Source organism: Pseudoxanthomonas japonensis, assembly GCF_010093445.1.
Taxonomy (GTDB): Bacteria; Pseudomonadota; Gammaproteobacteria; order Xanthomonadales; family Xanthomonadaceae; genus Pseudoxanthomonas_A; species Pseudoxanthomonas_A japonensis.
This window is the reverse complement of record NZ_PDWW01000014.1, coordinates 75,416-101,613: the sequence shown is the minus strand read 5'-3', so window position 1 is coordinate 101,613 and position 26,198 is coordinate 75,416. Positions and strand designations below refer to the sequence as shown.

At 66.9% G+C, this 26,198-nt stretch carries 25 protein-coding genes and 1 pseudogene; 7 read left to right on the top strand and 19 right to left on the bottom strand.

Features of this window, described 5'->3' with window-relative positions:
* Positions 1-7 precede the first annotated feature (7 nt).
* Positions 8-970 (top strand): mechanosensitive ion channel family protein, encoded by a 963-nt coding sequence (locus CSC78_RS11235; protein WP_407072271.1) that lies wholly within the window; start codon positions 8-10, stop codon positions 968-970.
* A gap of 64 nt (positions 971-1,034) precedes the next feature.
* On the opposite strand, the gene orn is transcribed toward CSC78_RS11235, so the two are convergent.
* Positions 1,035-1,598, bottom strand: a complete 564-nt coding sequence (gene orn / locus CSC78_RS11230) for an oligoribonuclease (protein ID WP_162337966.1) — start codon at positions 1,596-1,598, stop codon at positions 1,035-1,037.
* Between the two features lie 100 nt (positions 1,599-1,698).
* Here orn and CSC78_RS11225 point away from each other — a divergent pair, with 100 nt between their 5' ends.
* Positions 1,699-2,163 (top strand): DUF2721 domain-containing protein, encoded by a 465-nt coding sequence (locus CSC78_RS11225; protein WP_162337965.1) that lies wholly within the window; start codon positions 1,699-1,701, stop codon positions 2,161-2,163.
* Here the strand turns inward: CSC78_RS11225 and tadA are convergent.
* The 5 genes and pseudogenes from tadA to folD all read right to left on the bottom strand — a co-directional run bounded on the left by tadA (position 2,160) and on the right by folD (position 7,283).
* Positions 2,160-2,645: a tRNA adenosine(34) deaminase TadA gene (gene tadA / locus CSC78_RS18870; RefSeq protein WP_274379357.1), complete on the bottom strand. Its 486-nt coding sequence runs from the start codon at positions 2,643-2,645 to the stop codon at positions 2,160-2,162. The two genes, CSC78_RS11225 and tadA, sit on opposite strands and share 4 nt — an antisense overlap.
* 159 nt (positions 2,646-2,804) lie before the next feature.
* Positions 2,805-2,999, bottom strand: a pseudogene (locus tag CSC78_RS19290) (GIY-YIG nuclease family protein); the annotation flags it as partial.
* 110 nt (positions 3,000-3,109) lie between these two features.
* Positions 3,110-4,711: a glutamine-hydrolyzing GMP synthase gene (gene guaA, locus CSC78_RS11215; protein ID WP_162337963.1), complete on the bottom strand. Its 1,602-nt coding sequence runs from the start codon at positions 4,709-4,711 to the stop codon at positions 3,110-3,112.
* Positions 4,712-4,779: 68 nt separating this feature from the next.
* Positions 4,780-6,237 (bottom strand): IMP dehydrogenase, encoded by a 1,458-nt coding sequence (gene guaB / locus CSC78_RS11210; RefSeq protein WP_162337962.1) that lies wholly within the window; start codon positions 6,235-6,237, stop codon positions 4,780-4,782.
* 188 nt (positions 6,238-6,425) lie between these two features.
* Positions 6,426-7,283, bottom strand: coding sequence for a bifunctional methylenetetrahydrofolate dehydrogenase/methenyltetrahydrofolate cyclohydrolase FolD (folD, locus tag CSC78_RS11205; RefSeq protein WP_238391245.1), 858 nt, complete (start codon positions 7,281-7,283; stop codon positions 6,426-6,428).
* Between the two features lie 147 nt (positions 7,284-7,430).
* On the opposite strand from folD, the gene CSC78_RS11200 reads away from it, so the two are divergent.
* Together CSC78_RS11200 and CSC78_RS11195 are read left to right on the top strand one after the other, a co-directional pair.
* Positions 7,431-7,727, top strand: a complete 297-nt coding sequence (locus tag CSC78_RS11200; protein WP_162337961.1) for a DUF1244 domain-containing protein — start codon at positions 7,431-7,433, stop codon at positions 7,725-7,727.
* Positions 7,720-8,514: an alpha/beta hydrolase gene (locus CSC78_RS11195; RefSeq protein WP_238391244.1), complete on the top strand. Its 795-nt coding sequence runs from the start codon at positions 7,720-7,722 to the stop codon at positions 8,512-8,514. The genes CSC78_RS11200 and CSC78_RS11195 overlap by 8 nt, the downstream gene beginning before the upstream one ends.
* Before the next feature lie 9 nt (positions 8,515-8,523).
* Here the strand turns inward: CSC78_RS11195 and CSC78_RS11190 are convergent, their stop codons facing one another.
* The 4 genes from CSC78_RS11190 to CSC78_RS11175 all read right to left on the bottom strand — a co-directional run bounded on the left by CSC78_RS11190 (position 8,524) and on the right by CSC78_RS11175 (position 12,744).
* Positions 8,524-10,362 carry a monovalent cation:proton antiporter-2 (CPA2) family protein gene (locus CSC78_RS11190; protein WP_162337960.1) on the bottom strand — a complete coding sequence of 613 codons (1,839 nt, stop codon included), beginning with the start codon at positions 10,360-10,362 and terminating at the stop codon, positions 8,524-8,526.
* A 37-nt stretch (positions 10,363-10,399) separates the two neighbouring features.
* Positions 10,400-11,587: a low temperature requirement protein A gene (locus CSC78_RS11185; protein WP_162337959.1), complete on the bottom strand. Its 1,188-nt coding sequence runs from the start codon at positions 11,585-11,587 to the stop codon at positions 10,400-10,402.
* A gap of 30 nt (positions 11,588-11,617) precedes the next feature.
* Complete coding sequence (locus CSC78_RS11180; RefSeq protein ID WP_162337958.1) at positions 11,618-11,869, bottom strand: hypothetical protein; 252 nt, start codon at positions 11,867-11,869, stop codon at positions 11,618-11,620.
* 101 nt (positions 11,870-11,970) lie between these two features.
* Complete coding sequence (locus CSC78_RS11175) at positions 11,971-12,744, bottom strand: SDR family oxidoreductase (RefSeq protein WP_162337957.1); 774 nt, start codon at positions 12,742-12,744, stop codon at positions 11,971-11,973.
* Between the two features lie 110 nt (positions 12,745-12,854).
* Between CSC78_RS11175 and CSC78_RS11170 the strand changes: the two genes are divergently transcribed.
* Positions 12,855-13,793, top strand: a complete 939-nt coding sequence (locus CSC78_RS11170) for a helix-turn-helix domain-containing protein (protein ID WP_162337956.1) — start codon at positions 12,855-12,857, stop codon at positions 13,791-13,793.
* On the opposite strand, the gene moeB is transcribed toward CSC78_RS11170, so the two are convergent.
* From moeB to ndk, 9 genes are all read right to left on the bottom strand, one after another.
* Entirely contained in the window at positions 13,794-14,948 is a 1,155-nt protein-coding gene (moeB, locus tag CSC78_RS11165) for a molybdopterin-synthase adenylyltransferase MoeB (protein ID WP_274379356.1), read from the bottom strand.
* Positions 14,949-14,966: 18 nt separating this feature from the next.
* On the bottom strand, positions 14,967-16,184 hold the full coding sequence (locus CSC78_RS11160) for a molybdopterin molybdotransferase MoeA (protein ID WP_162337954.1): 1,218 nt from the start codon (positions 16,182-16,184) through the stop codon (positions 14,967-14,969).
* A complete protein-coding gene (der, locus tag CSC78_RS11155) occupies positions 16,181-17,581 on the bottom strand; it encodes a ribosome biogenesis GTPase Der (protein ID WP_162337953.1) in 1,401 nt (466 codons plus the stop codon). Before der ends, CSC78_RS11160 begins: the two co-directional genes overlap by 4 nt.
* Before the next feature lie 182 nt (positions 17,582-17,763).
* Entirely contained in the window at positions 17,764-18,951 is a 1,188-nt protein-coding gene (bamB, locus tag CSC78_RS11150; protein ID WP_162337952.1) for an outer membrane protein assembly factor BamB, read from the bottom strand.
* Positions 18,948-19,583 carry a YfgM family protein gene (locus CSC78_RS11145; RefSeq protein ID WP_162337951.1) on the bottom strand — a complete coding sequence of 212 codons (636 nt, stop codon included), beginning with the start codon at positions 19,581-19,583 and terminating at the stop codon, positions 18,948-18,950. The genes bamB and CSC78_RS11145 overlap by 4 nt, the downstream gene beginning before the upstream one ends.
* Before the next feature lie 61 nt (positions 19,584-19,644).
* On the bottom strand, positions 19,645-20,463 hold the full coding sequence (locus CSC78_RS11140; protein ID WP_162337950.1) for a helix-turn-helix domain-containing protein: 819 nt from the start codon (positions 20,461-20,463) through the stop codon (positions 19,645-19,647).
* On the bottom strand, positions 20,460-21,239 hold the full coding sequence (pilW, locus tag CSC78_RS11135) for a type IV pilus biogenesis/stability protein PilW (protein WP_379608876.1): 780 nt from the start codon (positions 21,237-21,239) through the stop codon (positions 20,460-20,462). Before pilW ends, CSC78_RS11140 begins: the two co-directional genes overlap by 4 nt.
* Positions 21,240-21,270: 31 nt before the next feature.
* Positions 21,271-22,494 carry a 23S rRNA (adenine(2503)-C(2))-methyltransferase RlmN gene (gene rlmN / locus CSC78_RS11130; protein WP_162337948.1) on the bottom strand — a complete coding sequence of 408 codons (1,224 nt, stop codon included), beginning with the start codon at positions 22,492-22,494 and terminating at the stop codon, positions 21,271-21,273.
* Between the two features lie 10 nt (positions 22,495-22,504).
* On the bottom strand, positions 22,505-22,930 hold the full coding sequence (gene ndk, locus CSC78_RS11125; RefSeq protein ID WP_162337947.1) for a nucleoside-diphosphate kinase: 426 nt from the start codon (positions 22,928-22,930) through the stop codon (positions 22,505-22,507).
* A 222-nt stretch (positions 22,931-23,152) separates the two neighbouring features.
* On the opposite strand from ndk, the gene CSC78_RS11120 reads away from it, so the two are divergent.
* The gene (locus tag CSC78_RS11120) at positions 23,153-23,782 is read left to right on the top strand and encodes a TetR/AcrR family transcriptional regulator (protein WP_162337946.1); all 630 of its coding nucleotides are present in this window, start codon (positions 23,153-23,155) and stop codon (positions 23,780-23,782) included.
* A gap of 23 nt (positions 23,783-23,805) precedes the next feature.
* Complete coding sequence (locus CSC78_RS11115) at positions 23,806-26,178, top strand: 3-hydroxyacyl-CoA dehydrogenase/enoyl-CoA hydratase family protein (protein WP_162337945.1); 2,373 nt, start codon at positions 23,806-23,808, stop codon at positions 26,176-26,178.
* Positions 26,179-26,198: the final 20 nt, after the last annotated feature.

The following is a 26,198-nucleotide window of genomic DNA, read 5'->3' as shown; positions in this document are numbered from 1 at the left end:
CTGCACCATACTGGAGGTCCCATGTCCTGCCCCCACCCCGGCCCCCGCTGCACCCCTCCCCGCCGGGATGTCCGCCGAACCGGAAGCGCTGATGCGCGAACTGCGCGGCATCGACTGGCTCCAGATGCTGGAAACGTGGGGACTGAAGTTGCTGGCGGCCGTCCTCATCTTCCTGGTCGGCATGTGGCTGGCGAAGCGGTTGAGCGCAGGCCTGGAGCGCGTGCTCGGGCGCACGCACGCGGATGCCACGCTGGGCGGTTTCCTGCGCCGCGCCAGCTACGCCGCAATGATGGTGCTGGTGATCATCACCGCCCTTACCTCGCTGGGCGTGAATCCCACCTCGATGCTCGCGGTGCTCGGCGCCGCCGGCCTAGCCGTCGGCCTGGCGCTGAAGGATTCGCTGTCGAACATCGCCTCGGGCGTGATGCTGATCGTGCTGCGCCCGTTCCGCGAAGGCGACTTCGTGCAGGCGGCCAGCCTGGAAGGGATCATCGAGGAAGTACGCATCTTCCAGACGCGCATGCGCACCGTCGACAACCGCCTGATCGTGCTGCCCAACAGCCTGATCACCACGGCGCCCATCATCAACTTCACGGCCAAGCCGCAGCGCCGTATCGACATCCTGGTTGGCGTGGGCTACGACGATGACCTCAAGCAGGCCAAGCAGGTGCTGCTCGATATCGCGCACGCCAACCCGATGGTACTGAAGGAGCCGGAACCGTTCGTGTTCGTGTCGCAACTGGGCGAGAGCAGCGTCGACCTTACACTGTACGCGTGGGCGAAGACGAAGGATTTCGGCCAGACCCGGAGCGATCTGACCGAAGCCGTGCGCACCGAGATCATCGGCAATGGCCTCAACATCCCGTATCCCCAGCGCGACCTGCACGTGTACCACCACAATGCGGACGGCACGCCACTGACGGACATCATCACCAAGGGCGTGGTCGACGACGGCGACATGCCCAAGTAGCGTGCGCCGTGCGCACGACGCGAGATGATGACTCCGCAGGGACGTGCGCATGGCGCACGCTACGTCACTCGCCGGCGAGCGCCGCCATGTGCCTGCGGTAGTGGCGCAGTTCCTCGATGGAATCGCGCACGTCGCTCAAGGCCGTGTGGCTGGCCTGCTTGCGCACGCCCTCCAGCACTTGCGGCGCCCAGCGGCGCGCGAGTTCCTTCAGCGTGCTGACGTCGAGGTTGCGGTAGTGGAAGTACTTCTCCAGCCGCGGCATCAGCCGGTGCAGGAACCGGCGGTCCTGACAGATCGAGTTGCCGCACATCGGCGAGGCGCCGGCCGGCAGCCACTCGTTGAGGAAGGCCACCGTCTGCGCTTCGGCCTGGCCCAGCGACACGTCGCTCTCCACCACGCGCTTCCACAGTCCCGAGCGGCCATGCTGGTTGCGGTTCCAGTCGTCCATCGCCTCCAGCACCGACACCGGATGGGCGATGGCGAACTCCGGCCCTTCCGCCAGCACGTTCAACTTCGAGTCGGTGACCACCGTGGCGATCTCGAGGATCGAGTCGCGGTCGGTGTCCAGCCCGGTCATTTCGAGGTCGATCCAGATCAGGCGGTCGTTGTGCGCGTTGTTCGAGGCCATGCAGCAGTCCGTGACGGAAGGAGGACCCGGGAAGCCACACCGGGCGTGCGGCAGCACCGCATCGTGTCATCATAACGCAGACCATCCCGGCGACCGGCCCATGAATCCCTCCACCGACCATGCCGTGCTCACCGCGATGCTGGCGCCGGCCTTCTTCCTGACGGCGACGGCCTCGCTGCTGCTGTCGGCGAACAACCGGCTGGCACGCATCATCGATCGCGCTCGCACGCTGTTGCGCGAACTGGCCGACGCGGAAGACGAGACGGATCGTGCACTGCTCGAGAAGCGCATTGCGCTCCAGCGCCGGCGCAGCCTGATCATCCTGCGCGCGGGCCAGTTGCTCTACGCGGCGATCAGTTGTTTCGTCGGCACCAGCCTCGCCGTGGCCGTCGATACGTTCACCGGCCATCGGCTGGGTTCGCTGCCGACCTGGCTGGCGGCGCTAGGCGTGGTGGCGATGCTGGCGGCCAGCCTGCTGCTCGCGCGCGAATCGACGCTCGCGGTCACCGCGATCAACGAAGAGATGGACCACCGAAAGGTGAAGCGGAAATTCCCGACGCCCTAGACCAGCGGGCGTCCACGCTTGGCGCGGAAGTAATTGGTCAGCCGGCGACCGGCTTCATCGCCCAGCACCCCGCCGATCACTTCGATGCGATGGTTGTGGCGCGGATCCGCAACCAGATCGAATACGCTGCCGCAAGCACCCGTCTTGGGGTCTGACGCGCCATACACGACGCGCGCGACCCGCGCGTGCACCAGCGCCATCGCGCACATGGCGCACGGCTCCAGGGTGACGTACAGCGTGCAGCCGACCAGCCGATGGTTGCCAAGCACCCTGCCCGCCTCTCGCATGGCCACGATCTCGGCGTGCGCGCTCGGGTCGTGGTCGAGAATGTTGCGGTTCCAGCCCTCGCCCAGCACCTGCCCCTCAGGGCTTACCAGCACCGCACCGACCGGGATCTCGTCGAACTCGCGCTCGGCGCGGTCGGCCAGCGCGAAGGCGTGGCGCATCCAGTGCTCTTCGTTGTCGTTGACTGAATCCGACACCTGCCTACCTCCGGCACCCGTTCGTGGTGAGCCTGTCGAACCACGCTCTTCGCAGGGTTCATCCATTCCGGCCGAAGGCGCTTGACCAGAGGTCCTTCCCCTGGCCAGTTCACTGAGCCTTTTCCAATCACCGGCGATCAAAGCCTGCTTTCTCGCTCTACTCCAGCCTTTGATCCGCCTCTCCGACGTGAGCGCTTCCACACGGCTCGAAAATTCCTGCGACCAGACCAAAGCCAATGGGCGGCGTTTGAACGTATAACACCCGGGCACATCACCTGCATGATGCTGGACAACACGCCTTTCCAGGCAGTCTGTCTGACCTACGTAGTACGAGCCATCCGCACATTCGAGCATGTAAACCCAAAACTGCATCCCGGTGCTCCGGACTCAGCGCCAACAGCGTGGTTCGACGAGCTCACCACGAACGGGAGATGGATCACCCGCATGCAGCACGCTTCAATCCCTCACTCCCACTCGATCGTCGCCGGCGGCTTGCCGGAGATGTCATAGACCACGCGCGACACGCCGCGCAGTTCGTTGATGATGCGGTTCGACACGGTGCCGAGGAATTCGTACGGCAGGTGCGCCCAGTGCGCGGTCATGAAATCGATCGTCTCCACCGCGCGTAGCGCGATGACCCATTCGTAGGCGCGCGCGTCGCCGACCACGCCCACCGACTTGACCGGCAGGAACACGGCGAACGCCTGCGAGGTCTTGTCGTACAGGTCGGCCTTGCGCAACTCGTCGATGAAGATCGCGTCCGCCTTTGCAAGCAGCTCGGCGTACTCGGGCTTCACTTCGCCCAGGATGCGCACACCCAGGCCGGGACCCGGGAACGGATGACGGTAGACCATCGTGCGCGGCAGGCCGAGTTCGACACCGAGGCGACGCACCTCGTCCTTGAACAGCTCGCGCAGCGGCTCGACCAGGCCCAGCTTCATGTGCTCGGGCAGGCCACCGACGTTGTGGTGGCTCTTGATGACGTGCGCCTTGCCGGTCTTGCTGCCGGCCGACTCGATGACATCCGGGTAGATCGTGCCCTGCGCCAGCCACTTGGCGTTCTTCAGCTTGTTCGACTCTTCCTCGAAGATCTCGACGAACAGGTTGCCGATGATCTTGCGCTTGGCTTCCGGATCGGCGACGCCTTCCAGGGCCTTGAAGTAGCGGTCGGCGGCGTTGACGCGCACGACCTTGACGCCCATGTGCTCGGCGAACATCGCCATCACCTGGTCGCCTTCCTGCCAGCGCAGCAGGCCGGTGTCGACGAACACGCAGGTCAGCTGCTCGCCGATGGCCTTGTGCAGCAGCGCGGCGACGACGGAGGAATCCACGCCGCCGGAGAGGCCAAGGATCACGTCGTCAGAACCGACCTGCTCGCGCACGCGGGCGATCTGGTCGTCGATGATGTTGGCGGCCGTCCACAGCGTCCTGCAGCCGCAGATCTCGGCGACGAAGCGGCGCAGCAGGGTCTGGCCCTGCTTGGTATGCGTCACTTCCGGATGGAACTGCACGCCGTACCACTGCTTCTCTTCCAGCGCCATCGCGGCGACCGGAATGCGGTCGGTGGTCGCGGTGATCGTCCAGCCCGGCGGCGCCTTGGCGACATGGTCGCCGTGGCTCATCCACACGTCGATGCGCGGCTCGCCCTGGTGGTCGCTGAGGCCGCCGAGCAGCGCGTCGTGCGCGACCAGTTGCACTTCGGCATGGCCGAACTCGCGCGCATCCGCGGCTTCCGTCGCGCCACCCAGCTGCGCGGCCAGCGTCTGCATGCCGTAGCAGATGCCGAGGATCGGCAGGCCGCTGTCGAACACCTGCTGCGGCGCGGCGGGGGCGCCGTGCTGGGTGGTGGATTCCGGACCGCCCGACAGGATGATGCCCTTGGCGCCGAACTTCGCGATCTCCTCCGGGTCGTGGTCCCACGCCCAGATTTCGCAGTAGACGCCGATCTCACGGATGCGGCGGGCGATCAGCTGCGTGTACTGCGCGCCGAAGTCGAGGATGAGGATCTTGTCGTCGTGAAGCCGTGATTCGGGATTGGTGATTCGTGATTCGTTTGCACCCGACATGTGTTCTTTGCTCCGCTTTTCTTCTAACGAATCACCAATCACCTATTACAAACCACACCGGATGCGCCTCAGCCCATGCGGTAATTCGGCGGTTCCTTGGTGATCTGCACGTCGTGCACGTGGCTTTCGCGCTGGCCGGCGCCGGTGATGACGACGAACTTCGGCTTGCTGCGCATGTCCTCGATGGTCGCGCAGCCCACGTAACCCATCGTCGCGCGCAGGCCGCCGATCAGCTGGTGGATGATGCCACCCACGGAACCGCGGTACGGCACGCGGCCTTCGATGCCTTCCGGCACCAGCTTGTCGGCGTCGCTGGCGTCCTGGAAGTAACGGTCCTTGGACCCCTTCTCCATCGCGCCCAAGCTGCCCATGCCGCGGTAGCTCTTGTAGCTGCGGCCCTGGAACAGTTCGACTTCGCCCGGGGCTTCCTCGGTGCCGGCGAACAGGCCGCCGATCATGACCGTGGAGGCACCGGCGGCGATCGCCTTGCCGATGTCGCCCGAGTAGCGGATGCCGCCGTCGGCGATCAGCGGAATGCGGTCCTGCAGCGCCTCGGCGACCATGTCGATCGCGGTGATCTGCGGCACGCCCACACCGGCCACCATGCGCGTGGTGCAGATGGAGCCCGGGCCAACGCCGACCTTGACCGCGTCGGCGCCCGCGTCCATCAGCGCCAGCGCGGCATCGCCGGTGACGATGTTGCCGCCGATGACCTGCAACTGCGGGAAGCGCTTCTTGACCCAGCTGACGCGGTCCAGCACGCCCTGCGAATGGCCGTGCGCGGTGTCGACGATGATCACGTCCACGCCCGCGGCCACCAGCGCTTCGACGCGCTGGTCGGTATCGCCGCCCACGCCCACCGCGGCGCCGACGACCAGGCGGCTCGCGCTGTCCTTGGCGGCGTTGGGGTTGTCGGTCTTCTTCTGGATGTCCTTGACGGTGATCAGCCCGCGCAGGTCGAACGCGTCGTTGACCACCAGCACCTTCTCGATGCGGTGCTTGTGCAGCAGCTGCAGGACTTCGCCATCGCTGGCGCCTTCACGGACCGTCACCAGGCGATCCTTCTTGGTCATGATGTGACGAACCGGATCGTCGAGCTTCGTTTCGAAGCGCATGTCGCGGCTGGTGACGATGCCGACCAGCTGGCCGCCGTCGACCACCGGCACGCCGGAGATGTTGCGCGCGCGGGTGAGCTTGAGCACTTCGGCGATGGTGGTCTCGGGCCCGACGGTGAAGGGCTCCTTGATGACGCCGGCCTCGAACTTCTTGACCTTGGCCACTTCCGCGGCCTGCTGCTCGACGGTCAGGTTCTTGTGCAGGATGCCGATGCCGCCCAGCTGGGCCATGGCGATGGCCAGGCGCGCTTCGGTGACCGTATCCATGGCCGCCGAGACGATCGGCAGCTTCAGCCGCAGGTCGCGCGTCAGGCGCGTTTCCAGGCTGACATCCTTGGGCAGGACGGTGGAATGGGCGGGGACGAGGGAGACGTCGTCGTACGTCAGTGCTTCAGCCTGGATGCGCAGCATCGGCGGGCCCGGGAGAGTTGGGGAAGCGCGGCATTATACCCTGATCGGTGGGTCTTCCGGCGGCCTTCGCACCTGGAACGATGCTTTCCCGGCTTCGCCCTCTGTCTGTGGGAGCGACGTAAGTCGCGATGGGCCAATCCGGGCGCTTCATCGCGACTTGCGTCGCCCCCACAAAGGCGGAACGCGGCTCAGAGGCCCGCTTCAGCCGCTTCCAGTGTGTTCTGCATCAGCGTGGCCACGGTCATCGGCCCAACACCGCCGGGGACAGGGGTAATCCAGCTCGCCCGCTCGAACGCCGCATCGAAGCCGACATCGCCCACCAGCCTGCCGTCGTCCAGCCGGTTGATGCCGACATCGATGACGACCGCGCCGGGCTTGACCCATTCGCCCGGAATCAGCCCCGGCTTGCCCGCCGCCACCACCAGGATGTCCGCATCGCCGACCCGCGCCTGCAGCACGTCGCGCGGGGTGAACTTGTGGCAACTGGTCACCGTGCAGCCGGCGATCAGCAGTTCCAGCGCCATCGGGCGGCCGACGTGGTTGCTGACGCCGACGATGGTCGCGTTGCGGCCGCGGACGGGCTGGTCGGTGTAGCCCAGCAGGGTCGTGATGCCGCGCGGCGTGCACGGGCGCAGGCCGAACTGGCGCAGCGCCAGATGGCCGACGTTGGCCGGATGGAAGCCGTCGACGTCCTTCCGCGGATCGATGCGCTCGATCAGGCGCGTGGCATCGGGAATGCCCGGCAGCGGCAGCTGTACCAGGATGCCGTGGATCTTCGGATCGGCATTCAGCTGGTCGATCAGCGCGAGCAGCTGCGCTTCGGTCGTGCCCGCCGGCAGGTCGTGGTCGAAGGCTTCGATGCCGACCTTCTCGGCCGCACGGCGCTTGTTGCGCACGTAGACCGTGGAAGCAGGATCGCCGCCCACCAGCACCACCGCCAGGCCGGGCCGGCCCAGGCCGGCGGCCACGCGTGCGTCGACCCGGACCTTAAGTTCGTCCAGCAGGTTCTCGGCGATGCGGCGGCCGTCCAGGATTCGGGCAGTCATGGGAAGGGGCGGTGTAGAGTCGGCGCGTATTGTCCCCGATTCCGGCATGGGTGTCTGTGGGAGCGACGTCAGTCGCGACGACATGGCAACCCCATCGTGCCGATTGGCGACTGACGACGCCCTCCTCCCTGCTCCCGGATTGCCCGCATGACCGACACCACCGCGCTTGAAGCCGCCGCCTTCCGCAGGCTGCTGCAACACCTCAACCATGACCGCCCCGATGTGCAGAACATCGACCTGATGATCCTTGCGGGCTTCTGCCGCAACTGCCTGGCCGACTGGTACCGCGAGGCGGCGACCGAAGCAGGCATTGCGATGGACAAGGAGCAGGCCCGCGAGCGCGTCTATGGCATGCCGTTCGCCACATGGAAGGCGCAGCACCAGCGCGAGGCCACGCCGGAGCAACTGGCCGCGTTCAAGGCGGCGCAGGAGCGCCATGGCTGATCATCGCGCGCGTCGCATGGTGGTCTGGCTGCTCGGACTGGCGATCTGCGCTTACCTGGCGATCTGCGCCCTGCTCTACCTGCAGCAGCGCCGCCTGATCTACTACCCGCAGTTCACGCGGGTCGCTCCGGCGCAGACGGATTTTGCCTTCCAGCGGCCCGATGCCGTGCTGCGCGGCTGGGTCGTGAACCCCGGTCGACAGGATGCGGTGCTTTACTTCGGTGGCAATGCCGAGGCCGTGGAAGCCAACCGCGACGTGTTCGCCCAGTGGCTGCCCTCCCGCACCGTCTACTTGGTAGCCCATCGTGGCTACGGAGCCAGCGATGGTGAACCATCGGAAGCCGCCCTGCTGGCCGATGCGCTTGCGGTGTATGACGACATCGCGCGACGCCATCCGGATGGCGATGTGGCCGTAATCGGCCGCAGCCTGGGGAGCGGCGTGGCGACCCACGTGGCGTCGGAGCGCCCGGTCAGGCATCTGGTCCTGGTGACGCCGTTCGACAGCCTGGCCGCCGTCGCACAATCCCATTACCCGGTATTTCCCGTCCGCCTGCTGCTGAAGGATCGCTACGACTCCGCCGCCCGCCTGCCCGGTTACGGTGGAAACCTGCTGGTGCTGAGGGCAGGCCGCGATACCGTCGTGCCGCCAGCGCACACCGATCGCCTGCTGGCATCGTTCAAGGGACGGGCGCGGGTCGTGGACTTCCCGCGTGCCGGTCACGACAACCTGTCGACGGATCCTGCCTACTGGCCGGCGATCCGCGACTTCCTTGCGCCCGCCGACTGACCCTTCCGGCTATTCCTCTTCTTCCTCGCCGATGATCTCGGCGGCTTCCTCGTTGAGCGCCTTCGCTTCACGCTTGGGTTTGGTGAACGGGGTCGGCGTGGGTTTGGCAGGCGTGTTGCCATACATCATCCGCGCACCGTCCATCAGGCTACCGCCGGCCATTTCCAGTTCGAAGCGCTCGCTGTCGCGGCGGCGGATCTCCAGGGCGATCGCATCGGCATCATCCTGCGACACGCCTACGCTGAGCAATGCGGCCTTGCCGAACTCCACGGCCGATTCGAACGTCTCGCGGATCTGGAAGTCCACCCCGGCCGCGATCAGCGCCAGCGAGTGCTCGCGGTCGAACGAGCGCGCCAGCACCTGCGCCTGCGGGAACTCGTGCCGGACCAGTTCGACGATGCGGCTGGCCGCTTCCTTGTCGTCGATGCAGATGGCGATGGATTGCGCGGTCTGGGCACCGCAGGCGCGCAACACGTCCAGCCGCGTGCCGTCGCCGTAGTAGATCTTGAAACCGAATTCCTCGGCGCTGCGGATCATCTCGATGTCGGTATCGATGATGGTCACGTCCACGTCGCGCGCCAGCAACGACTGGCTCATCACCTGGCCGAAGCGGCCGAAGCCGATGATCAGCACGCTGCCGCTGAGGCCCTTGGCCTCTTCGATGCCTTCCATCGAGGGCTTGTCGGGATGGGTGAAGCGCCGCAGCAGCAGCACGAAGAGCGGCGTCAGCGCCATCGACAACACCACGATGGCGGTCAGGTTGGCGTTGACAGTGGCGTCGATGATGCCGGCCGAGGCCGCCGCGGCGAACAACACGAACGCGAATTCACCGCCCTGGGCCATCAGCACGGCGCGGTCGAGCGCCTCGGCGTGCGGACTGCGGGTTATCCGCGCCACCACGTAGATGCAGATGGCCTTCACTACCATCATCGCCAGCACCGCGCCGACGATCAGCGGCCAGTTGGCGGCCACCACCGCAAGGTCCAGGGCCATGCCGACGCCCAGGAAGAACAGGCCCAGCAGGATGCCGCGGAACGGCTCGATGTCGGCTTCGATCTGGTGGCGGAACGTCGATTCGGACAGCAGCACGCCGGCCAGGAAGGCGCCCATCGCCATCGACAGGCCGCCGAGCTGCATCAGCAGCGCCGCGCCCAGCACCACCAGCAGCGCAGCTGCGGTCATCACTTCGCGCGCCTTCGCGGCGGCGAGGATGCGGAAGAACGGATTCAACAGCCAGATGCCGGCCGCGATCAGGCCGCCCAGCGAGGCCGCGGCGATACCGATCGACACCCAGCGGGAGCCTTCCTCCGGCTGCACGACCTGCGGCGACATGAAGGCGACGAGCACCAGCAGGGGGACGATCAGCAGGTCCTCGAACAGCAGGATCGAGACGACCTTCTGCCCGTTCGGCAAGGCCACATCCCCGCGCTCGGCCAGCAGCTGCATCACCACCGCGGTGGACGTCAGCACGAAGCCCATGCCACCGATGAACGACACCGGCAGCGAATAGCCGAACGCCAGGCCGACGCCGGTCAGCAGCAGCGTGCACACCGCGATCTGCAGCGCGCCGAGCCCGAAGATCTGCTTGCGCAGGCTCCACAGGTGGCTGGGCCGCATCTCCAGGCCGATGACGAACAGGAACATCACCACGCCGAGCTCGGCGACGTGCAGGATCGATTGGGGATCGTTGAACCACTTCAGGCCGAACGGCCCGATCGCCAGACCCGCCGCCAGATACCCCAGCACGGAGCCCAGGCCGAGGCGCCGGAAGATCGGCACCGCCACCACCGCTGCGCCCAGCAGGGCGACGACACTGACCAGTTGGCTGGCACCGGATTCTGCACTCATGCCGGAAGTCTACCGGATGGTGCCTGCCTTGCCGCCCCTAACCGGGGGTATGCGCGTGCGCAACGCGGGTGTCGCGGCGCCGGTAGTACGCCGCCCAGACCGTTACCAGCACCATCACCGCCGTGGTAAGTGCGCCGGCGGTCAGCAGGTCGACCCACGGCAGCAGCGGCCACAGCACGAGCAAGGCACCGATGCCGATGGCATGCGACAGCGGAAAGCGCCGGTAGACGACGCGCTTGAACAGGGCATTGCCCAGCAGGTAGACCAGCGGGCCGCCCACCAGGACCGCGGCGTACTTGGCCTTCACCGGGTCCAGCGGGTGCGCCACCACCAGATCGTCGGCCACGGCGCAGACGATGACGCCGCCAATCAGCAGCACGTGGACGTAATGGAAATAGGCGCCCAGCCGGCCGGGATCGTCCGAATGTTCGATCACATGCGCCGCATCGCCGCTGGACGTGTCGAAATACATCCACCACATGGCGACGCAGCCAACGAACGACACGAGGAACGCGCTCCACACGGCCGGCCCCGGATGCGCCGCATGCCCGAACGACGCACCCGTGGCCAGTACGGATTCGCCCAGCGCGATGATGACGAACAGCTGGCACCGCTCGGCCAGGTGGCCGCCATCGATGGTCCAGTCCGACGTCCGCGACCGACCCAGCCCAGGCACCGGGAAGCCGGCCATCGGCGACAGGTATTCGCAGCCCACCGCCAGCAGCCAAAGCACGAGGCGCGTACTTCCTTCATTCAGGCCGCCCGCGATCCACAGCGCGGCCGATACCAGCAACCAGCACAGCATCCGCAGGAAGTTGGGCGTCAGCACATGCCCACGCCCCAGGCTGTACAGCACGAACAGCGTGCGCCCCACCTGGATGGCCGCGAAGCTGCAGGCGAACAGCAGGCCGCGCCCGCCGAAGGCCTCGGGAATGGCGGCCGACACCAGCAGCGCCACGCCCATCAACACCATCAGCATGGTGCGGATCACCAGATGCTCGGGATTGAACCAGTTGCTGACCCAGGCGGTGTATTGCCAGCCCAACCAGACCGCGAACCACAGTGTCGCCGTCTGCAGCACGCCCAGCCAGGTCAGGTGCTCGAGCAGGTGGTGGGACAACTGGGTGATGGCGAAGACATAGACCAGGTCGAAGAACAGTTCGACGTTGGCCACGCGGGCGGGCTGACCGGCTGGCCGCAACAGGGGATGCGAGGAATTCGTCATGACGGCGGGCTCGGGAACGTTCGTGGGGTTTCAGTGTTGCCTCGTCTTCCAGGCCCACCACCAGCCCGCCGCGACCGGTACCAGGTAGATCCCCGCCTGGATAGGCAGTTCTTCCTGCAGCGAGTAGCCATGCGACATGCCCGTCCGCAGGTTCCACAGCACGGCCAGCAGCCAGCCCACGCTGAAGACCCCCATGACGGCGCGACGCCTGCCGGGGCTGGCCAACCGCATCGCGATGCCCATCAGCAGCAGACCGGTGGCGATGAAAATCAGGGTTCGCATGGGGGTCCTCCTCAGCAGTGATGATCCGGTGCGCCCACGTTATCGCAAGGGCACGCCTGCAAGACGGGAGGGGGCGGACGCGATGCCGCCCCGCCGCCGGCTTACTTGGTGGTGTAGCCGCCGTTGATCAGGATGGTCTGCCCGGTGATCCACCAGCCATCGCTGACCAGGTGGCGGATGAAGGGCACCACGTCCTCGATGTCGGTCAGGCCGGTCTTGCTGTGCGGCGACAGCGCCGCGGCAGTCTTGTGGTAGGCGACCGCGTCCGCACCCTCGGCCGGATAGAAGAAGGAGGTATCCATCGGGCCGGGACCGACCGCCGTCACCGAGATGCCGCGCTCGCCGAACTCCTTCGCTGCCGCGCGGGTGAAGTGCTCCACCGGCGCCTTGGTCCCCGCGTACGACGCATAGAACGGCGTGAAGGCGCCGAGCAGCGACGTGACCAGCGTGACCACCTTGCCGTTGTCGTTGACGTGCTTGCCGGCTTCCTTCAGGAAGAAGAACGCGGTCTTGGCATTGACCGCCGACATCTCGTCGTACTCGGCCTCGGAGATCTCGGTGATCGGCTTCTTCAGCACCTTGCCCACGGTATTGATGGCGATATCGGGACGGCCGACGGCGGCGATGGCGTCGGCGAACAGGCGCTCCACGGCGGCCGCACTGGTCAGGTCGCCCTGCAGCGCGACGGCTTTCGCGCCGGCGGCCTGCACGGCTGTGACGGTGGCGTCGGCGTCGGCCTTGCTGGCGGCGCTGTTGTAGTGGACGACGACGGCGGCAGCGCCCTGCTGTGCGAGATCGCGTGCGATCAGGCCACCCAGGTTCTTGGCGCCTCCGGCGATCAGGGCGACTTTGCCGCGGATGGAATGGTCGGTCATGCAGTGCTCCTACAGGGACAGGAAGGGGGACGCTCCAGCGCGGGCACCGTGTAGGCAACCCCGCGGAACGGCCCTAAGATGCGTGCGAAGCAGTCCATCCGGCTTTCACGATGTCCGATCCGCTGTCAAATTCTCCGGCCCACGATGGATGGACGTCGTCTCGCGAGACGGCTGGCGGCGCGGATACGGGAGCCCCTCCCTATACCGTGCTGGCGCAGGCCCGCTGGCCAGGCGTCGAACTGCTGGTCTGCCGCGAGGACATCCGCCAGCGGACGCTGTGGGCCATCGACCAGCCGCGCCACACCGTCATCGTCCATCTGGGCGGCACCATGCGCGAACTGGAAACGGAGATCGACGGCGCAGGATCGACCCATGCCCCGCCCTCCCCGGGCGATATCTGGCTGGTGCCCGCGCGCCGGCGCTATGCGAGCCAGGCGCGCGGACAGGTCATCACCTACGGCGAGCTGCGCCTGTCGCCCGCCGCTGACGTGGACGTGGGACGCGAGGCGCGCGTTCCGCTGGAGGCGTTGATGCCCCGGCTGGGCCACCGGGACGAATTCCTCCACTACAGCGTGGCGCGACTGGGGCGGCTAAGCCGTAACGGCGACGACCTGTCGGTGATGATGGCCGAGCGCCTGCAATGGGTGCTGCGCCAGCACCTGTACGACAGCTACCGGCTGCCCGCCGTGACCAGGCCGGAGCCGGCCGCGCTGCTTCCGGCGACGGCGCGCAGGCTGTGCGACCACATCGAAAGCCGGCTGGACCAGCGCATCACCCTGACCGAGCTGGCCGCGCTGGCCGACCTGAGCGTGCACCAGTTGCTGATCGCGTTCCGCCGGAACTTCGGCACCACGCCGGCGCAGTACATCCTGGCGCAACGGCTGCGTCGCGCCCGCTGGCACCTGCTCAACGGAAACGCCGACATCGCGGACATCGCATTCGACTGCGGCTTCGCCAGCCACAGCCACCTGAGTGCGGCCTTCAAGCGCGACACCGGCATCACCCCGCGCCAGTTCCGCGAAGGCTTGCGCATGCGCGCGGTCTACTGATCAGGTCGCGCGGCAGAACGCCGCGTAGTCGATGTAACCGGGGAACGGACGACCGGCGGCGCAGACCGGGCAGTCCGGATCGTGGCGCAAGCGGGTTTCGCGGAAGCGCATGGCCAGTGCATCGAAGTGCAGCAACCGGCCGGCCAGCGTCTCCCCGGTCCCGAGCAACAGCTTGATCACTTCCGTGGCCTGCAGCAGCCCGATGACCCCGGGCAGCACGCCCAGCACGCCGGCCTCGGCGCAGTTCGGGGCGAACTCCGGCGGGGGCGGCTCCGGGAACAGGCAGCGATAGCACGGCCGTTCGCCGCGATGCCGGCCGGCATCGAATACGCTCACCTGCCCTTCGAAGCGCTGCACGGCGCCGTACACCAGCGGCTTGCCCAGCTTCACGCAGGCGTCGTTGAGCAGATAGCGGGCCGGGAAGTTGTCCGCGCCATCCAGCACCACGTCCACGTTCTCCAGCAGGCGCTCGACGTTCTCCGCGGTGACGCGCTCCTGCACCGCCTCCACCTGCGTGCGGGGATTGAGCGCGGCCAGGGTCGCCTGCGCCGAGGAAACCTTCGGTTCGCCGATGCGTGCTTCGGTATGCAGGATCTGGCGCTGCAGGTTGCTGCGGTCGACGACGTCGTCGTCCGCGATGCGCAGGTGCCCTACCCCCGCAGCAGCCAGGTAGAACGCGGCCGGCGAACCCAGCCCACCCGCGCCGATCATCAGGACCCGCGATCGCTGCAGGCGTTGCTGGCCTGCGACGCCGACCTCCGGCAGAAGCAGGTGGCGCGAATAGCGTTCGTTGAAGTCACGAGCCTCTGCCGACAGCGCCGGCATGACGACCGAGCGCTGCTCTTCGATCCATCGCGACGTGCCGCCAGCGACGGATGACAGGCGGGAATAGCCGGCGGCCTCCAGCACGCGCGCCGCGTCCATCGAGCGTCCACCCTTCTGGCAGATCAGGACGATGCTGGCGTCGCGATCCGGCAGATGCGTCGCCGGATCGCGTTCCAGTTCGCCCTTCGCGATACCGCGCGCGCCTTCCGCCTGCCCGCTGGCGCGCTCGTGCTCCTCGCGCACGTCGATGAACACACTGCCCTGCGCCAGCAAGGCGGCAACGTCACGGGGGTCGATTTCGCGGATGGCCATGCGGCGATTATCGCGCAAGTCGTGGCGCGGTCCGGCTCAGCAGCCGATCACGTGGACGACATCGCCGGCGCGATAGTCGTGCGCGCCTTCGGGCAGCACGATCAACGCATTGCTGTCGGCGGCGGCGCGCAGTTGATGCGAGGCATCGGCGGCATTTGGCGTTACCTGCAGACGGCCGTCGGCCGCACTGCCCAGGCCGCCGCGCAGGAACTCGAGGCGCTCATGGGTCTTCCGCCATGGTGCGGTCAGCACCGCCTTCCACTGTGGACGGGATTCACGACGGCGCTGCAGTCCGTCCAGCAGTTCACGTCCCAGCGTCAGGAACGTCGCCAGCACGGAGACCGGATTGCCCGGCAGACCGAGAAAGAGCGCGCGGTCCATGTCGCCGAACAGCACCGGCATGCCCGGCTTCATCCGCACTTTCCAGAAGTGGATGCGGCCGTGCGTCGCCAGCAGACCCGGAAGATGGTCCTTCTCGCCGGCCGAGACACCGCCGCAGGTGATCACCACGTCGAACGCCGCCGCAGCGTCGGTGAGCATGGCGGCCATGCGTTCGGGATCGTCCGGCAGCGTTGGCCATGCCGTCGGCTCCAACCCCTCCGCACGCAGTAACCCCATCAGCAGCTCGCGGTTGCTGTTGTAGATCTGGCCGGGTGCCAGCGGCAGGCCAGGCTCGACCAGTTCGTCGCCGGTGGTGAACACGGCGACGGTCGGGCGCTGCGTGACCGCCATTGACGCCACACCCAGGGCCGCGGCGAGCGATGCCCGCGTCGGCGTCAGCAACTGCCCTTCCTCTAGCACGCGGACGCCGGCAGGCACGTCTTCGCCACAGCGACGGACATCCGCACCGGGTGCAGTGCCGGCCGGCACGCGGACGCTACCACCCTCCTCGTTGCAGTCCTCCTTGATGGCGACCGTGTCCGTGCCGCGTGGCAGGGGCGCGCCGGTGGTGATGCGGACGCACTCGCCCGGCGCCACGTGCAGGTCCTGAAGGAGACCCGCGAACTGCGCTCCTGCGAGTCGCAACGCTGTCGGACCTTCCGTCGAAAGACTGGCATGCGCGAAGGCGAAACCGTCCATGCGACTGTTGTCGAAGGGCGGCAGCGCGATCGGCGAGACGATGTCTTCGGCCAGCACGCGGCCGCTGGCGCGCGTGACCGGCACCCGCTCGGCCTTCAACATCCGGTTGCCGGCGACGTCGCGGATGATCTCCGCGGCGGCGGCGAAATCGATGCGGGTCGGGTAACCCGTCACTTGCCGCGCTTGACGTGCCGGATCAGGCGGCGCTTCTTGGCGATCTGCTTCTCGGTCAGCACGTTCTTCTTGCCCTCGTAGGGATTGGCACCCTCGCGGAAGATGAAGCGCACCGGCGTGCCGACCAGCTTGAAGCGCTTGCGGAAGAAGTTTTCCAGATAGCGCTTGTACGACTCCGGCAGCACCTTCAGGCGCGTGCCATGGACGATGAAGGTCGGCGGGTTGGCGCCGCCCGGATGCACGTAACGCAGTTTGGAGACATGCCCGCGGATGCTCGGCGGCGGATTGGTCTCGTAGGCGATCTCGAGTGCCTTGTTGACCTCGCTGGTGCCGAACTCCTTGGTCGCCGACGCATGCGCGCGATGGATCGCCTTGAACAGCTCACGCAGTCCGGAGCCATGCAGCGCGGAGATACGCACCACTTCGGCCCATTCGACGAAGCCCAGCTTGCGGGCAAGCAGGGCTTCGGCCTGCTCGCGCTGGTAGGCGGTCAGTCCATCCCACTTGTTGATCGCCACCACCAGCGCACGGCCGGCATCCAGCACGGCACCGAGCACGCTGGCGTCCTGGTCGGTGACGCCTTCGGTGGCATCCAGCAGCAGCACGGCCACCTGGCATTGCTCGATGGCCTGCAGCGTCTTGACCACACTGAACTTCTCGACCGCCTCTTCCACCTTGCCCTTGCGGCGCAGGCCGGCGGTGTCGATCAGGCGGTACTGGCGACCGTCGCGCTCCATGTCCACGGCGATGGAATCGCGCGTGGTACCGGGCACCTCGGACGCGATCATGCGCTCTTCGCCCAACAGGCGGTTCACCAGCGTCGACTTGCCCACGTTCGGGCGTCCCACGAACGCCACGCGCATGCGGTTCGGATCGTTGTCCAGGCCCGCAGTGCCGCCTTCTTCGGGCAGGCGCTGGTGCACTTCTTCCAGCAGGTCGTCGATGCCCTGCCGGTGCGAGGCCGAGATCGTGATGACGTCGGCGAAGCCATAGCGGGCGAAATCCGCGATCGCCGTGGTCTCGTTGATGCCGTCGATCTTGTTGATGACCAGCAGCGTGGGGCGCGCGGTCTTGCGCAGCCAGGCCAGGATGTCGTCGTCGAGCGCAGAGGCGCCTTCGCGACCATCGACGATGAACAGCACCAGGTCGGCCTCTTCGGCGGCGGCACGCGCCTGACGCGCGGTCGCACCCGCGAGTCCTTCCTCTTCGCCGGCGATGCCACCCGTGTCGACGACCAGGAACGGGTCTTCCTCGTCGAGCCGACAGACCCCGTAGTTGCGGTCGCGGGTCACGCCCGGCTGGTCGTGCACCAGCGCGTCACGACTGCGGGTCAGCGCGTTGAACAGGGTGGACTTGCCGACGTTGGGACGGCCCACCAGGGCGACGAGGGGCAGCATGCAGGGGGCAACCGTGAAGAGAGGGGACGCCGGACGCTCGCTGTCGCGCGGATGGCGCGACCGCTCCGGTCGGTCAAGGGGTCGCCATGGTAGCGGAATACGCCCTCTTCCGCGAAAAAGGGCCGCAGTGCGGCCCTTTCCGGAAGCAGGAAGGAGCGGCTATGGGCCGCCCATCCGGCGGATCACTTGAAGCCGAACGCCGTCAGCCCGCCTTCCACGTCCTGCACCAGCAGGATGCCGTCCGCCACGACCGGCTTGCCACGGATGGCCTTGCCGCCGACGCGCGCGCGCGCCGCCACCTCGCCGTTGTCCGTCTTCAGCCAGTGCAGGTAGCCGTCGTAATCGCCGACGACCGCATAATCGCCATGGATCGTCGGCGCGGTGAGCGAGCGGCGGGCCAGCGTGGTATTCGACCACAACGCGCTGCCGCTGTACTTGTCCAGGCCCCACACGGTCCCGGCCGGATCGGACACGACCACGGCGCTGCTGGTCACGCCAAGGCCACCAGCGCCGCCATTGTCGCGCGTCCACAGGGGACGCCCCGACGGACCTTCCAGGGCGATCGTTTCCTTCTTGAAGCTGGTGACATACAGCGTGCTGCCTTCGAGCACCGGTGCACCGTCCACGTCGGCCATGCGCTCAAGCTCGCTGCGGCCTTCCGGGATACCGACCGTCTGGGTCCACATCGGGCGCCCGTCGTTGCCTGCCAATGCCGTGACAGTGCCATCGTCACTGGCCGCGAACACCACGCCCGGCCCCAACACGACCGGCGCATTGCCACGCACCGTCAGGCTGGGAAGTTCGTTGTTCCAGAACCAGCGACGCTCGCCATTTTCCGACGACAACGCGGTAATGCGTCCGTCGTTGGTGCGGACGTAGACCATGCCCTGGCCGATGGCCGGCGCCGCGATGACCTCGTTGGGCACCTTGGCCTGCCACTTCTCGGCACCCGTCGCCGCATCCAGCGCGATGACCTGCCCGTCGAGCGTGCCCACGGCCACCAGTCCGTCGCCCGCACCGGGTCCGCCTGAAAGACGCAGGTCGGACTTGTACTGCCACATCTGCTTGCCCGTCTGCAGATCGTAGGCGCGCACGCCGCCTTCCACCGCGGCGGCATAGACGCGCCCGTCCTCCACCACCGGCACCTGCTGCAGGCCGAGGCGCTTCTCGCCCTTGCCCACGTTGGCGCTCCACAGCTTGGAAACCGTCGCGGAAGGCGTGAAGTCGACCAGCTCCGCCGGGTCGACGGGCTTCTCGCCTTCCTTTTCCTTCCCGGAAAACCAGCCCTTGACGGTACTGCAGCCACCAAGGGCGGCAATGATCGTGACGGCCGCGATCAGGCGTACGACCGGACCGGACGCGCGGCTCATGCGGCACCTCCGGTCTTGGGCGGCGTGCCGCCGGCATCGATCAGCTTCAACTCCACCAGCCGGCGTTGAGGAGACACGGCATCCAGCGTGGTGAGTGCGCGGGTATAGGCGTCTTGCGCCTCCTTCTGCTTGCCGGTCGCGAGCAATGCATCACCCCGCACTTCGAGGCTGGAGGCATCGTCGGCCTTGTCCAGCAGCTTGAGCGCTTCGTCGTGCTTGCCGGCGTCGATCAGGAGGCGGGCGAGGCGCAGGTTCACCAACGGCCGCAACGCGTTGTCCGGTGTCAGTGCACGCAGCGTGGCGATGGCGGCATCGCGCTCACCGGCCTGGATCTGCGCCTTGGCCAACTGCAGGCCGGCGACATCGGCGTAAAGCGCGTCTTCCTTGACCAGCGCATCGACCGCACCCTGGGTCTGCTTCAGGTCGCCCTTGGCGAGGCCTTCGACGGCGGTCTGGTAGCTCTGGTACGCCTGCTCTTGCTTGGCGGCCTGGTCCTTCTGCCACCACTGCCAGCCGAGGATCACGCCCAACCCAAGGGCCACGCCGCCCAGCAGGCCGGCACCATTGTTCTTCAGCCAGCTGCGGACACGTTCGCTTTGTTCGTGCTCGTCGAGCAGATCGTCAATCGCCATGCGCTCTCTTGCCCCGTCTCAGGCGGGGTCTCGGTCTAGGTTGGACAAACCCGCGCGCGGGTCAGTCAACGACCGGCGCCAGGGAACCCTCAGAGGATACCGTAAAGCGTGCGACATTCGCTCGCTGGTACGGCGCCAGATCCACCGTACTCCCCGCTTGCTGAACCTCGACCGCGGTGGCGTCGCCCAGCTTGATGCGCCCCACTTCGCCCTGCGCATAGCGGCGTTCGTCACCCGCACGCAGCAGCGCGTGCTCGACCTTGCGGCCGTCGGGCGCGTTGACCTCGACCCAACTGTCGCCCTTGAACGACATCGAAAGCCAGGGCGTTGCCGCGCGCGGCAACGGCGCCATCGAGGCGACATAAGGCGCTGCCTGGGGCTTGGCCGCAGGACGCGTCGCGCCAGCCGTCGGGCCCGGTGCGCGCGGAGCGGCAGGCACGACATCCAGCGACGCCGTGGCGGCGTCCGGCGATGGGCCGGAGGATGGGCGCAGCGCCATCCACACCGGCGTCGCGATGACAAGCGTCAGCACGGCGTAGACCGCTCGCCGCTTGAAACTCTCGAAGACGTACTGCAAACGAGGCGTGTGGGAATGGCTCACCAGCTCGGCCGGCCTCGCCACCACGGTTTCCGCCTGCTGCAGGAACGGCTCCACATCCACCTTCAGCAGGCGACCGTAGCTGCGCAACTGGCCCCGGACGAACACCACGCCGCCCGACTGGTCCCACTGCCCGGCCTCAAGCGACTGGATCACCCGCACGGGCATCTTCAGCCGCTGGCTGATCTCCTGCACCGACAGACCGGCCCGCTCGCGCGCCGCCTTCAAGGCCTCGCCGCACCCCTGCGGCGTGACCACATCCCCGACTACGGATTGCATCATGGCCCTGCATTTCCCCCGGTTGTGACGTCCAGCGCGTCGGGGAACTCCGCCCGAATCCGCTGAACATATCGACTGGCAGCGGCCTTGTCGCCGAGTCTGTCCTCGATTTGTGATGCGAGTTTCAAGACAGCGGCGTTGGCAGGCGCTGCCGCCAGCCGGCGCTCGACGAACGCGCGGGCCGACATGTATTGCTGCTGGCGGAACTCGAGTTCGCCCATGGCTTCCAGCGCGACGGCGTTGGCCGGCTCCTGCGCCAGCGCCTGACGAAGGTCGCGTGCCGCGCGCTCCGCCTGACCGGACTTCAGTGCGCAGCTGCCCGCATTGGCCATCGCCGAGGCTGGCGTGGCGTAGTCAGGCGCCTGTATCGCGCGGTCGAACCACACCAGCGACTCCGCTGCAAACCCGTTCTTGCAAAGCCACGTACCGTAATTGTTGAGCGCAGCGCCCTGCGAAGGCGCCAGCTCTGCGGCGCGCTTGTAGTGTTGCCCCGCAGCGCTGGTATTGCCGCGCTGGTCCTCGACCACCGCCAGCACCGTCGTCGCGTCGGCCGACGTGGGATCCAGCTTCAGCGCAGCGCGCGCATCCTTCTCGGCCGCGTCGGGCTCGCCCGCCTGAAGCCGCTGCACGGCACGGGCAAGCAGTGTCTGCACGGACTGACGGCGCTTCACCTCGGGGCTGTCGCCCACTGAATACTCGCGCGTCGACTGCGGTCCCGACATGGGTTCCACCTTCCCCTTGGGTCGGACGAAGGTCAGACGACTGCAGGCCGTCGCCAGCAGGAGGGTGATCAGCAGCAGGCAGATCGCCTTACGCGGCATCGTCGATGCCCTGTTCCTGCAGCTGCCGCCGGAACTCGGCCTGGCGACGGGTACGGTCCATCACCTGCCCCTTCAACTGGCCGCAGGCGGCATCAATGTCGTCGCCACGGGTGCGGCGGACCATCGTGAGTACCTGCGCATCCAGCAGCAGCTTCTGGAAAGCGCGGATGTCTTCCTCGGGCGCACGCTCGTAGCGCGTACCGGGGAATGGATTGAACGGAATGAGGTTGACCTTGCCGGCATCCTTCAACTGCGCGGCATTGCTGAACTTGCGCATCAGCTGCGCCAGTTGCCGCGCATGTTCGGGCTGATCGTTGACGCCCTTCATCAGGGTGTACTCAAACGTCACCGAGTCGCGCTTCTTGCTTGCGCGCAGATAACGCACGCAGGACGCCATCAGCTCGGCGATCGGGTACTTCCTGTTGAGCGGCACCAACTGCTCGCGCAGCGCGTCGTTCGGCGCATGCAGCGAGACGGCGAGCGACACGTCGGTCTCGGTGGATAGACGGTCGATCATCGGCACCAGCCCGGACGTCGACAGCGTGACGCGCTTGCTCGCCAGGCCGTAACCCAGGTCGTCGCGCATGATGTTCATCGCGCGCACGACGTTGTCGAAATTGAGCAGCGGCTCGCCCATGCCCATCATCACCACGTTGGTGAGGCGGCGGTTCTGTGCGGGGACGTTGCCCAGGTGGCGCGCCGTCACCCACACCTGCCCGATGATCTCGGCCGTGGTGAGGTTGCGATTGAAACCCTGCGTGGCCGTCGAGCAGAACGTGCAGTTCAGGCCGCACCCGACCTGCGACGACACGCAGAGCGTGCCGCGGCTCTTGTCTGGGATATAGACCGTTTCGACGGCATTCTTGCCGTCCACTCCCATGCCGAGCAACCACTTGTGGGTGCCGTCGGTGGAGGGCTTGTCGAACACGACCTGCGGCACGACGACTTCGGCATGCTCCTGCAGCTTCGCGCGCAAGTTCTTGCCGAGATCGGTCATCTCGTTGAAGTCGGTGACATAGCGGTGGTGGATCCACTTCATCACCTGGTACGCGCGGAACTTCTGCTCGCCCAGCGTACCGACGAAGAACTGCTCAAGCCCTTCGCGATCCAGGTCCATCAGGTTCTGTTTCGCAGACACGGGCACGCCGATGGCCACAGACGGTGCGTCCGTGGCCAGCTTCAACTCGATCGGCGGCAGTTCGTGGCTGCTCATCGCGTATCGCTCAGCGCGAGAACACTTCGGTCGCGGCGAAGAAATACGCGATCTCGATGTTCGCGTTCTCGACCGAGTCCGAACCGTGTGCGGCGTTGGCGTCGATGGAGTCGGCGAAGTCGGCGCGGATCGTGCCCGGCGCGGCGTCCTTCGGATTGGTGGCGCCAAGGATGTCGCGGTGCTTCAGCACGGCGTTCTCGCCTTCCAGTACCTGGATGGCGACCGGTCCGGAAATCATGAACTCGACCAGCGCGTTGAAGAACGGACGCTCGCGGTGCACGGCATAGAAACCTTCGGCCTCACGGCGCGACAGGTGCTTCATCTTCGAGGCGACGATCTTCAGACCATTCTTTTCGAAGCGGGCATAGATTTCGCCGATGACGTTCTTGGCAACGGCATCGGGCTTGACGATCGACAGGGTGCGCTCCAGCGCCATGGGGATTTCTCCGTTCGGGCGGGCCACTGAGGACCCGAGGTTAACATGAAAAACCCGCGTCGAAACGCGGGCTTAGACCAGAAAGCGTAGCGAGATTCTAACGTATCTGCTGGAAGTGTGCAGCCGGCCGGGGGCGAATTTGCTGCTTCGCAACATGACACTTCCGACGCCCCGGACACACAATGGATCAAACAAGCGTTTGATTCAGGTCCCGGAGGCGTCATGGGCAACACCACGCATTTTTCGACGAAGGAACGGATCCTGGGGGCCGCCGAGGAGCTGTTCGCCCAGCACGGTTTCGCTGGGACCTCGCTGCGGCAGGTCACCAGCCGGGCGGACGTCAACATCGCCGCGGTCAACTACCACTTCGGCAGCAAGGAAAACCTCGTCAACGAGGTGTTCCGCCGCCGCATGGACGACATGACCGCGGCCCGACTCTCCCTGCTGGGGAAGGCCCTGGCGGAACGGCCGGGCGAGCTGGAGCCGATTCTGGCGGCCTTCGTCGAACCCGCCCTCGCCCTGGCCCAGGACCGGCATGGCGGCGGCGCCTTCGTGCGGGTCATCGCCCGGGCCTATGCCGAGAAGAACGATGGCCTGCGCAAGTTCCTGTCCGACCACTACGGCCATGTGCTGCGCGAGTTCGGCAAGGCCATTGCCGCCTGCGTGCCCGGCCTGAGCAAGGAAGAGCTGTACTGGCGGCTCGACTTCTTCTCCGGCGCCCTGACCTACGCCATGGCCGATTTTGGCCTGATCAAGCGCCCCACCGGTGTCACGGAGGCGGCGCACCGTGAGCGTGCCGCCCGTGAACTGATCCGCTTCGCCGAGGCCGGCCTTCGCGCCGACCGCACCTAACCCCTGCAATCCGAGGAAATCCCATGTCCAACCCCCTGCTTGTTCGCAAGGCGGCCGTGCTGGGCGCCGGCGTGATGGGCGCGCAGATCGCCGCGCACCTGACCAACGCCGGCGTCGACACCGTGCTGTTCGACCTGCCCGCCAAGGACGGCCACCCCGACGGCATCGTGCAGAAGGCGATCGCCAACCTGGCCAAGCTCAGCCCTGCCCCGCTGGCCAGCAAGTCCCTGGCCGAGGCGATCACGCCGGCCAACTACGAAACCGGCCTGGAGCACCTGAAGGGCTGCGACCTGATCATCGAGGCCATCGCCGAGCGGATGGACTGGAAGCAGGACCTGTACAAGAAGATCGCCCCGTTCGTGGCCGATCACGCCGTGCTGGCCAGCAACACGTCGGGCCTGGGCATCAACAAGCTGGCGGAAGTGCTTCCGGAGCAGCTTCGCCATCGTTTCTGCGGCGTGCACTTCTTCAACCCGCCGCGCTACATGCACTTGGCCGAGCTGATTCCGGCCAAGTCCACCGACGCGGCGGTGCTGGAAGGCCTGGAAACCTTCCTGACCACCACGCTGGGCAAGGGCGTCGTGTATGCCAAGGACACGCCGAACTTCATCGGTAACCGCATCGGCGTGTTCTCGATTCTGGCCACCGCCCACCACACCGGTGAGTTCAAGCTCGGCTTCGACGAGGTGGACGCCATCACCGGCCCGCTGATCGGCCGCCCGAAGTCGGCGACCTACCGCACCTCGGACGTGGTCGGCCTGGACACCATGGCCCACGTCATCAAGACCATGGCTGACACGCTGCCCGACGATCCGTGGCACGCCTACTTCAAGTCGCCGAAGTGGCTGGAAGCGCTGATCGCCAAGGGCGCGCTGGGCCAGAAGACCGGTGCCGGCATCTTCCGCAAGGTCGGCAAGGACATCGTGGTCCTCGATCTTGAGAAGCAGGACTACCGCGCCTCCGACCGTACCGCGGCGCCGGAGGTGGTCGAGATCCTGAAGATCAGGAACCCGGCCGAGAAGTTCGCCAAGCTGCGCGAGAGCCAGCATCCGCAGGCGCAGTTCCTGTGGGCAATATTCCGCGACCTGTTCCATTACAGCGCCTACCACCTGGCCGACATCGCCGAGACCGCGCGCGACGTCGATCTCGCCATCCGCTGGGGCTATGGCTGGTCGCTGGGTCCGTTCGAGACCTGGCAGGCCGCCGGCTGGAAGCAGGTGGCCCAGTGGATCGCCGACGACATCGTGGCCGGCAAGGCCATGAGCTCCGCGCCGCTGCCGAACTGGGTGTTCGACGGCCGCGAGGGCGTGCACGGTGCCGAAGGCAGCTACAGCCCCGGCAAGAATGCCAAGCTGCCGCGCTCGTCGCTGCCCGTGTACAAGCGCCAGCGCTTCCCCGATCCTCTGCTGGGTGAGGTCTTCCCGCAGGGCGAGACGGTCTTCGAGAACGACGGCGTGCGCCTGTGGACCGACGGCGACGGCATCGGCGTGGTCAGCTTCAAGACCAAGATGCACACCGTCTCCGACGCGGTGCTGGATGGCCTTCAGGAAGCCATCACCATCGCCGAGCAGCGTTTCAAGGGCCTGGTGATCTGGCAGCCGAAGGAACCTTTCTCCGCCGGCGCAGACCTGGCCGGCGCGCTGGGCGCGCTGCAGGCCGGCAAGATCGCCGAATTCGAGGCGATGGTCGCCAACTTCCAGGCCACCAGCCAGCGCATCAAGTATTCGCTGGTGCCGGTCGTGGCCGCAGTCCGCGGTCTGGCGCTGGGTGGTGGCTGCGAGTTCCAGATGCACAGTGCGCGCACCATCGCGCACCTGGAAAGCTACATCGGCCTGGTCGAGGCCGGCGTGGGCCTGCTGCCCGCCGGTGGCGGCCTGAAGGAAATCGCCGTGCGCGCCTCGCAGGCCGCAGGTCCGGGCGGCGATGTGTTCGCCGAGCTGAAGAAGACCTTTGAGACCGTGGCGATGGCCAAGGTCTCCGCCTCCGCCGTCGAAGCCAAGGAACTGGGTCTCGTGCGTGCCGGCGACAAGGTGGCCTTCAACGCCTACGAACTGCTGCATGTCGCCAAGCAGGAAGCGCTGGCGCTGGCCGAGACGGGCTACCGTCCGCCCCTGCCCGCCCGCCGCATCCAGGTGGCCGGCGACGTCGGCATCGCGACCTTCAAGATGATGCTGGTGAACATGCTGGAAGGCCGCTTCATCAGCCCGTACGACTACGAGATCGCCGTGCGCATCGCCACCGTACTGTGCGGCGGCGAAGTCGACCGCGGCGCACTGGTCGACGAGGAGTGGCTGCTCAAGCTGGAGCGCAAGCACTTCGTCGAACTGGCCCAGCAGGAAAAGACCCAGGCCCGCATCGCGCACATGCTGAAGACCGGCAAGCCGCTGCGTAACTGACCGACGACGACACAGGACAT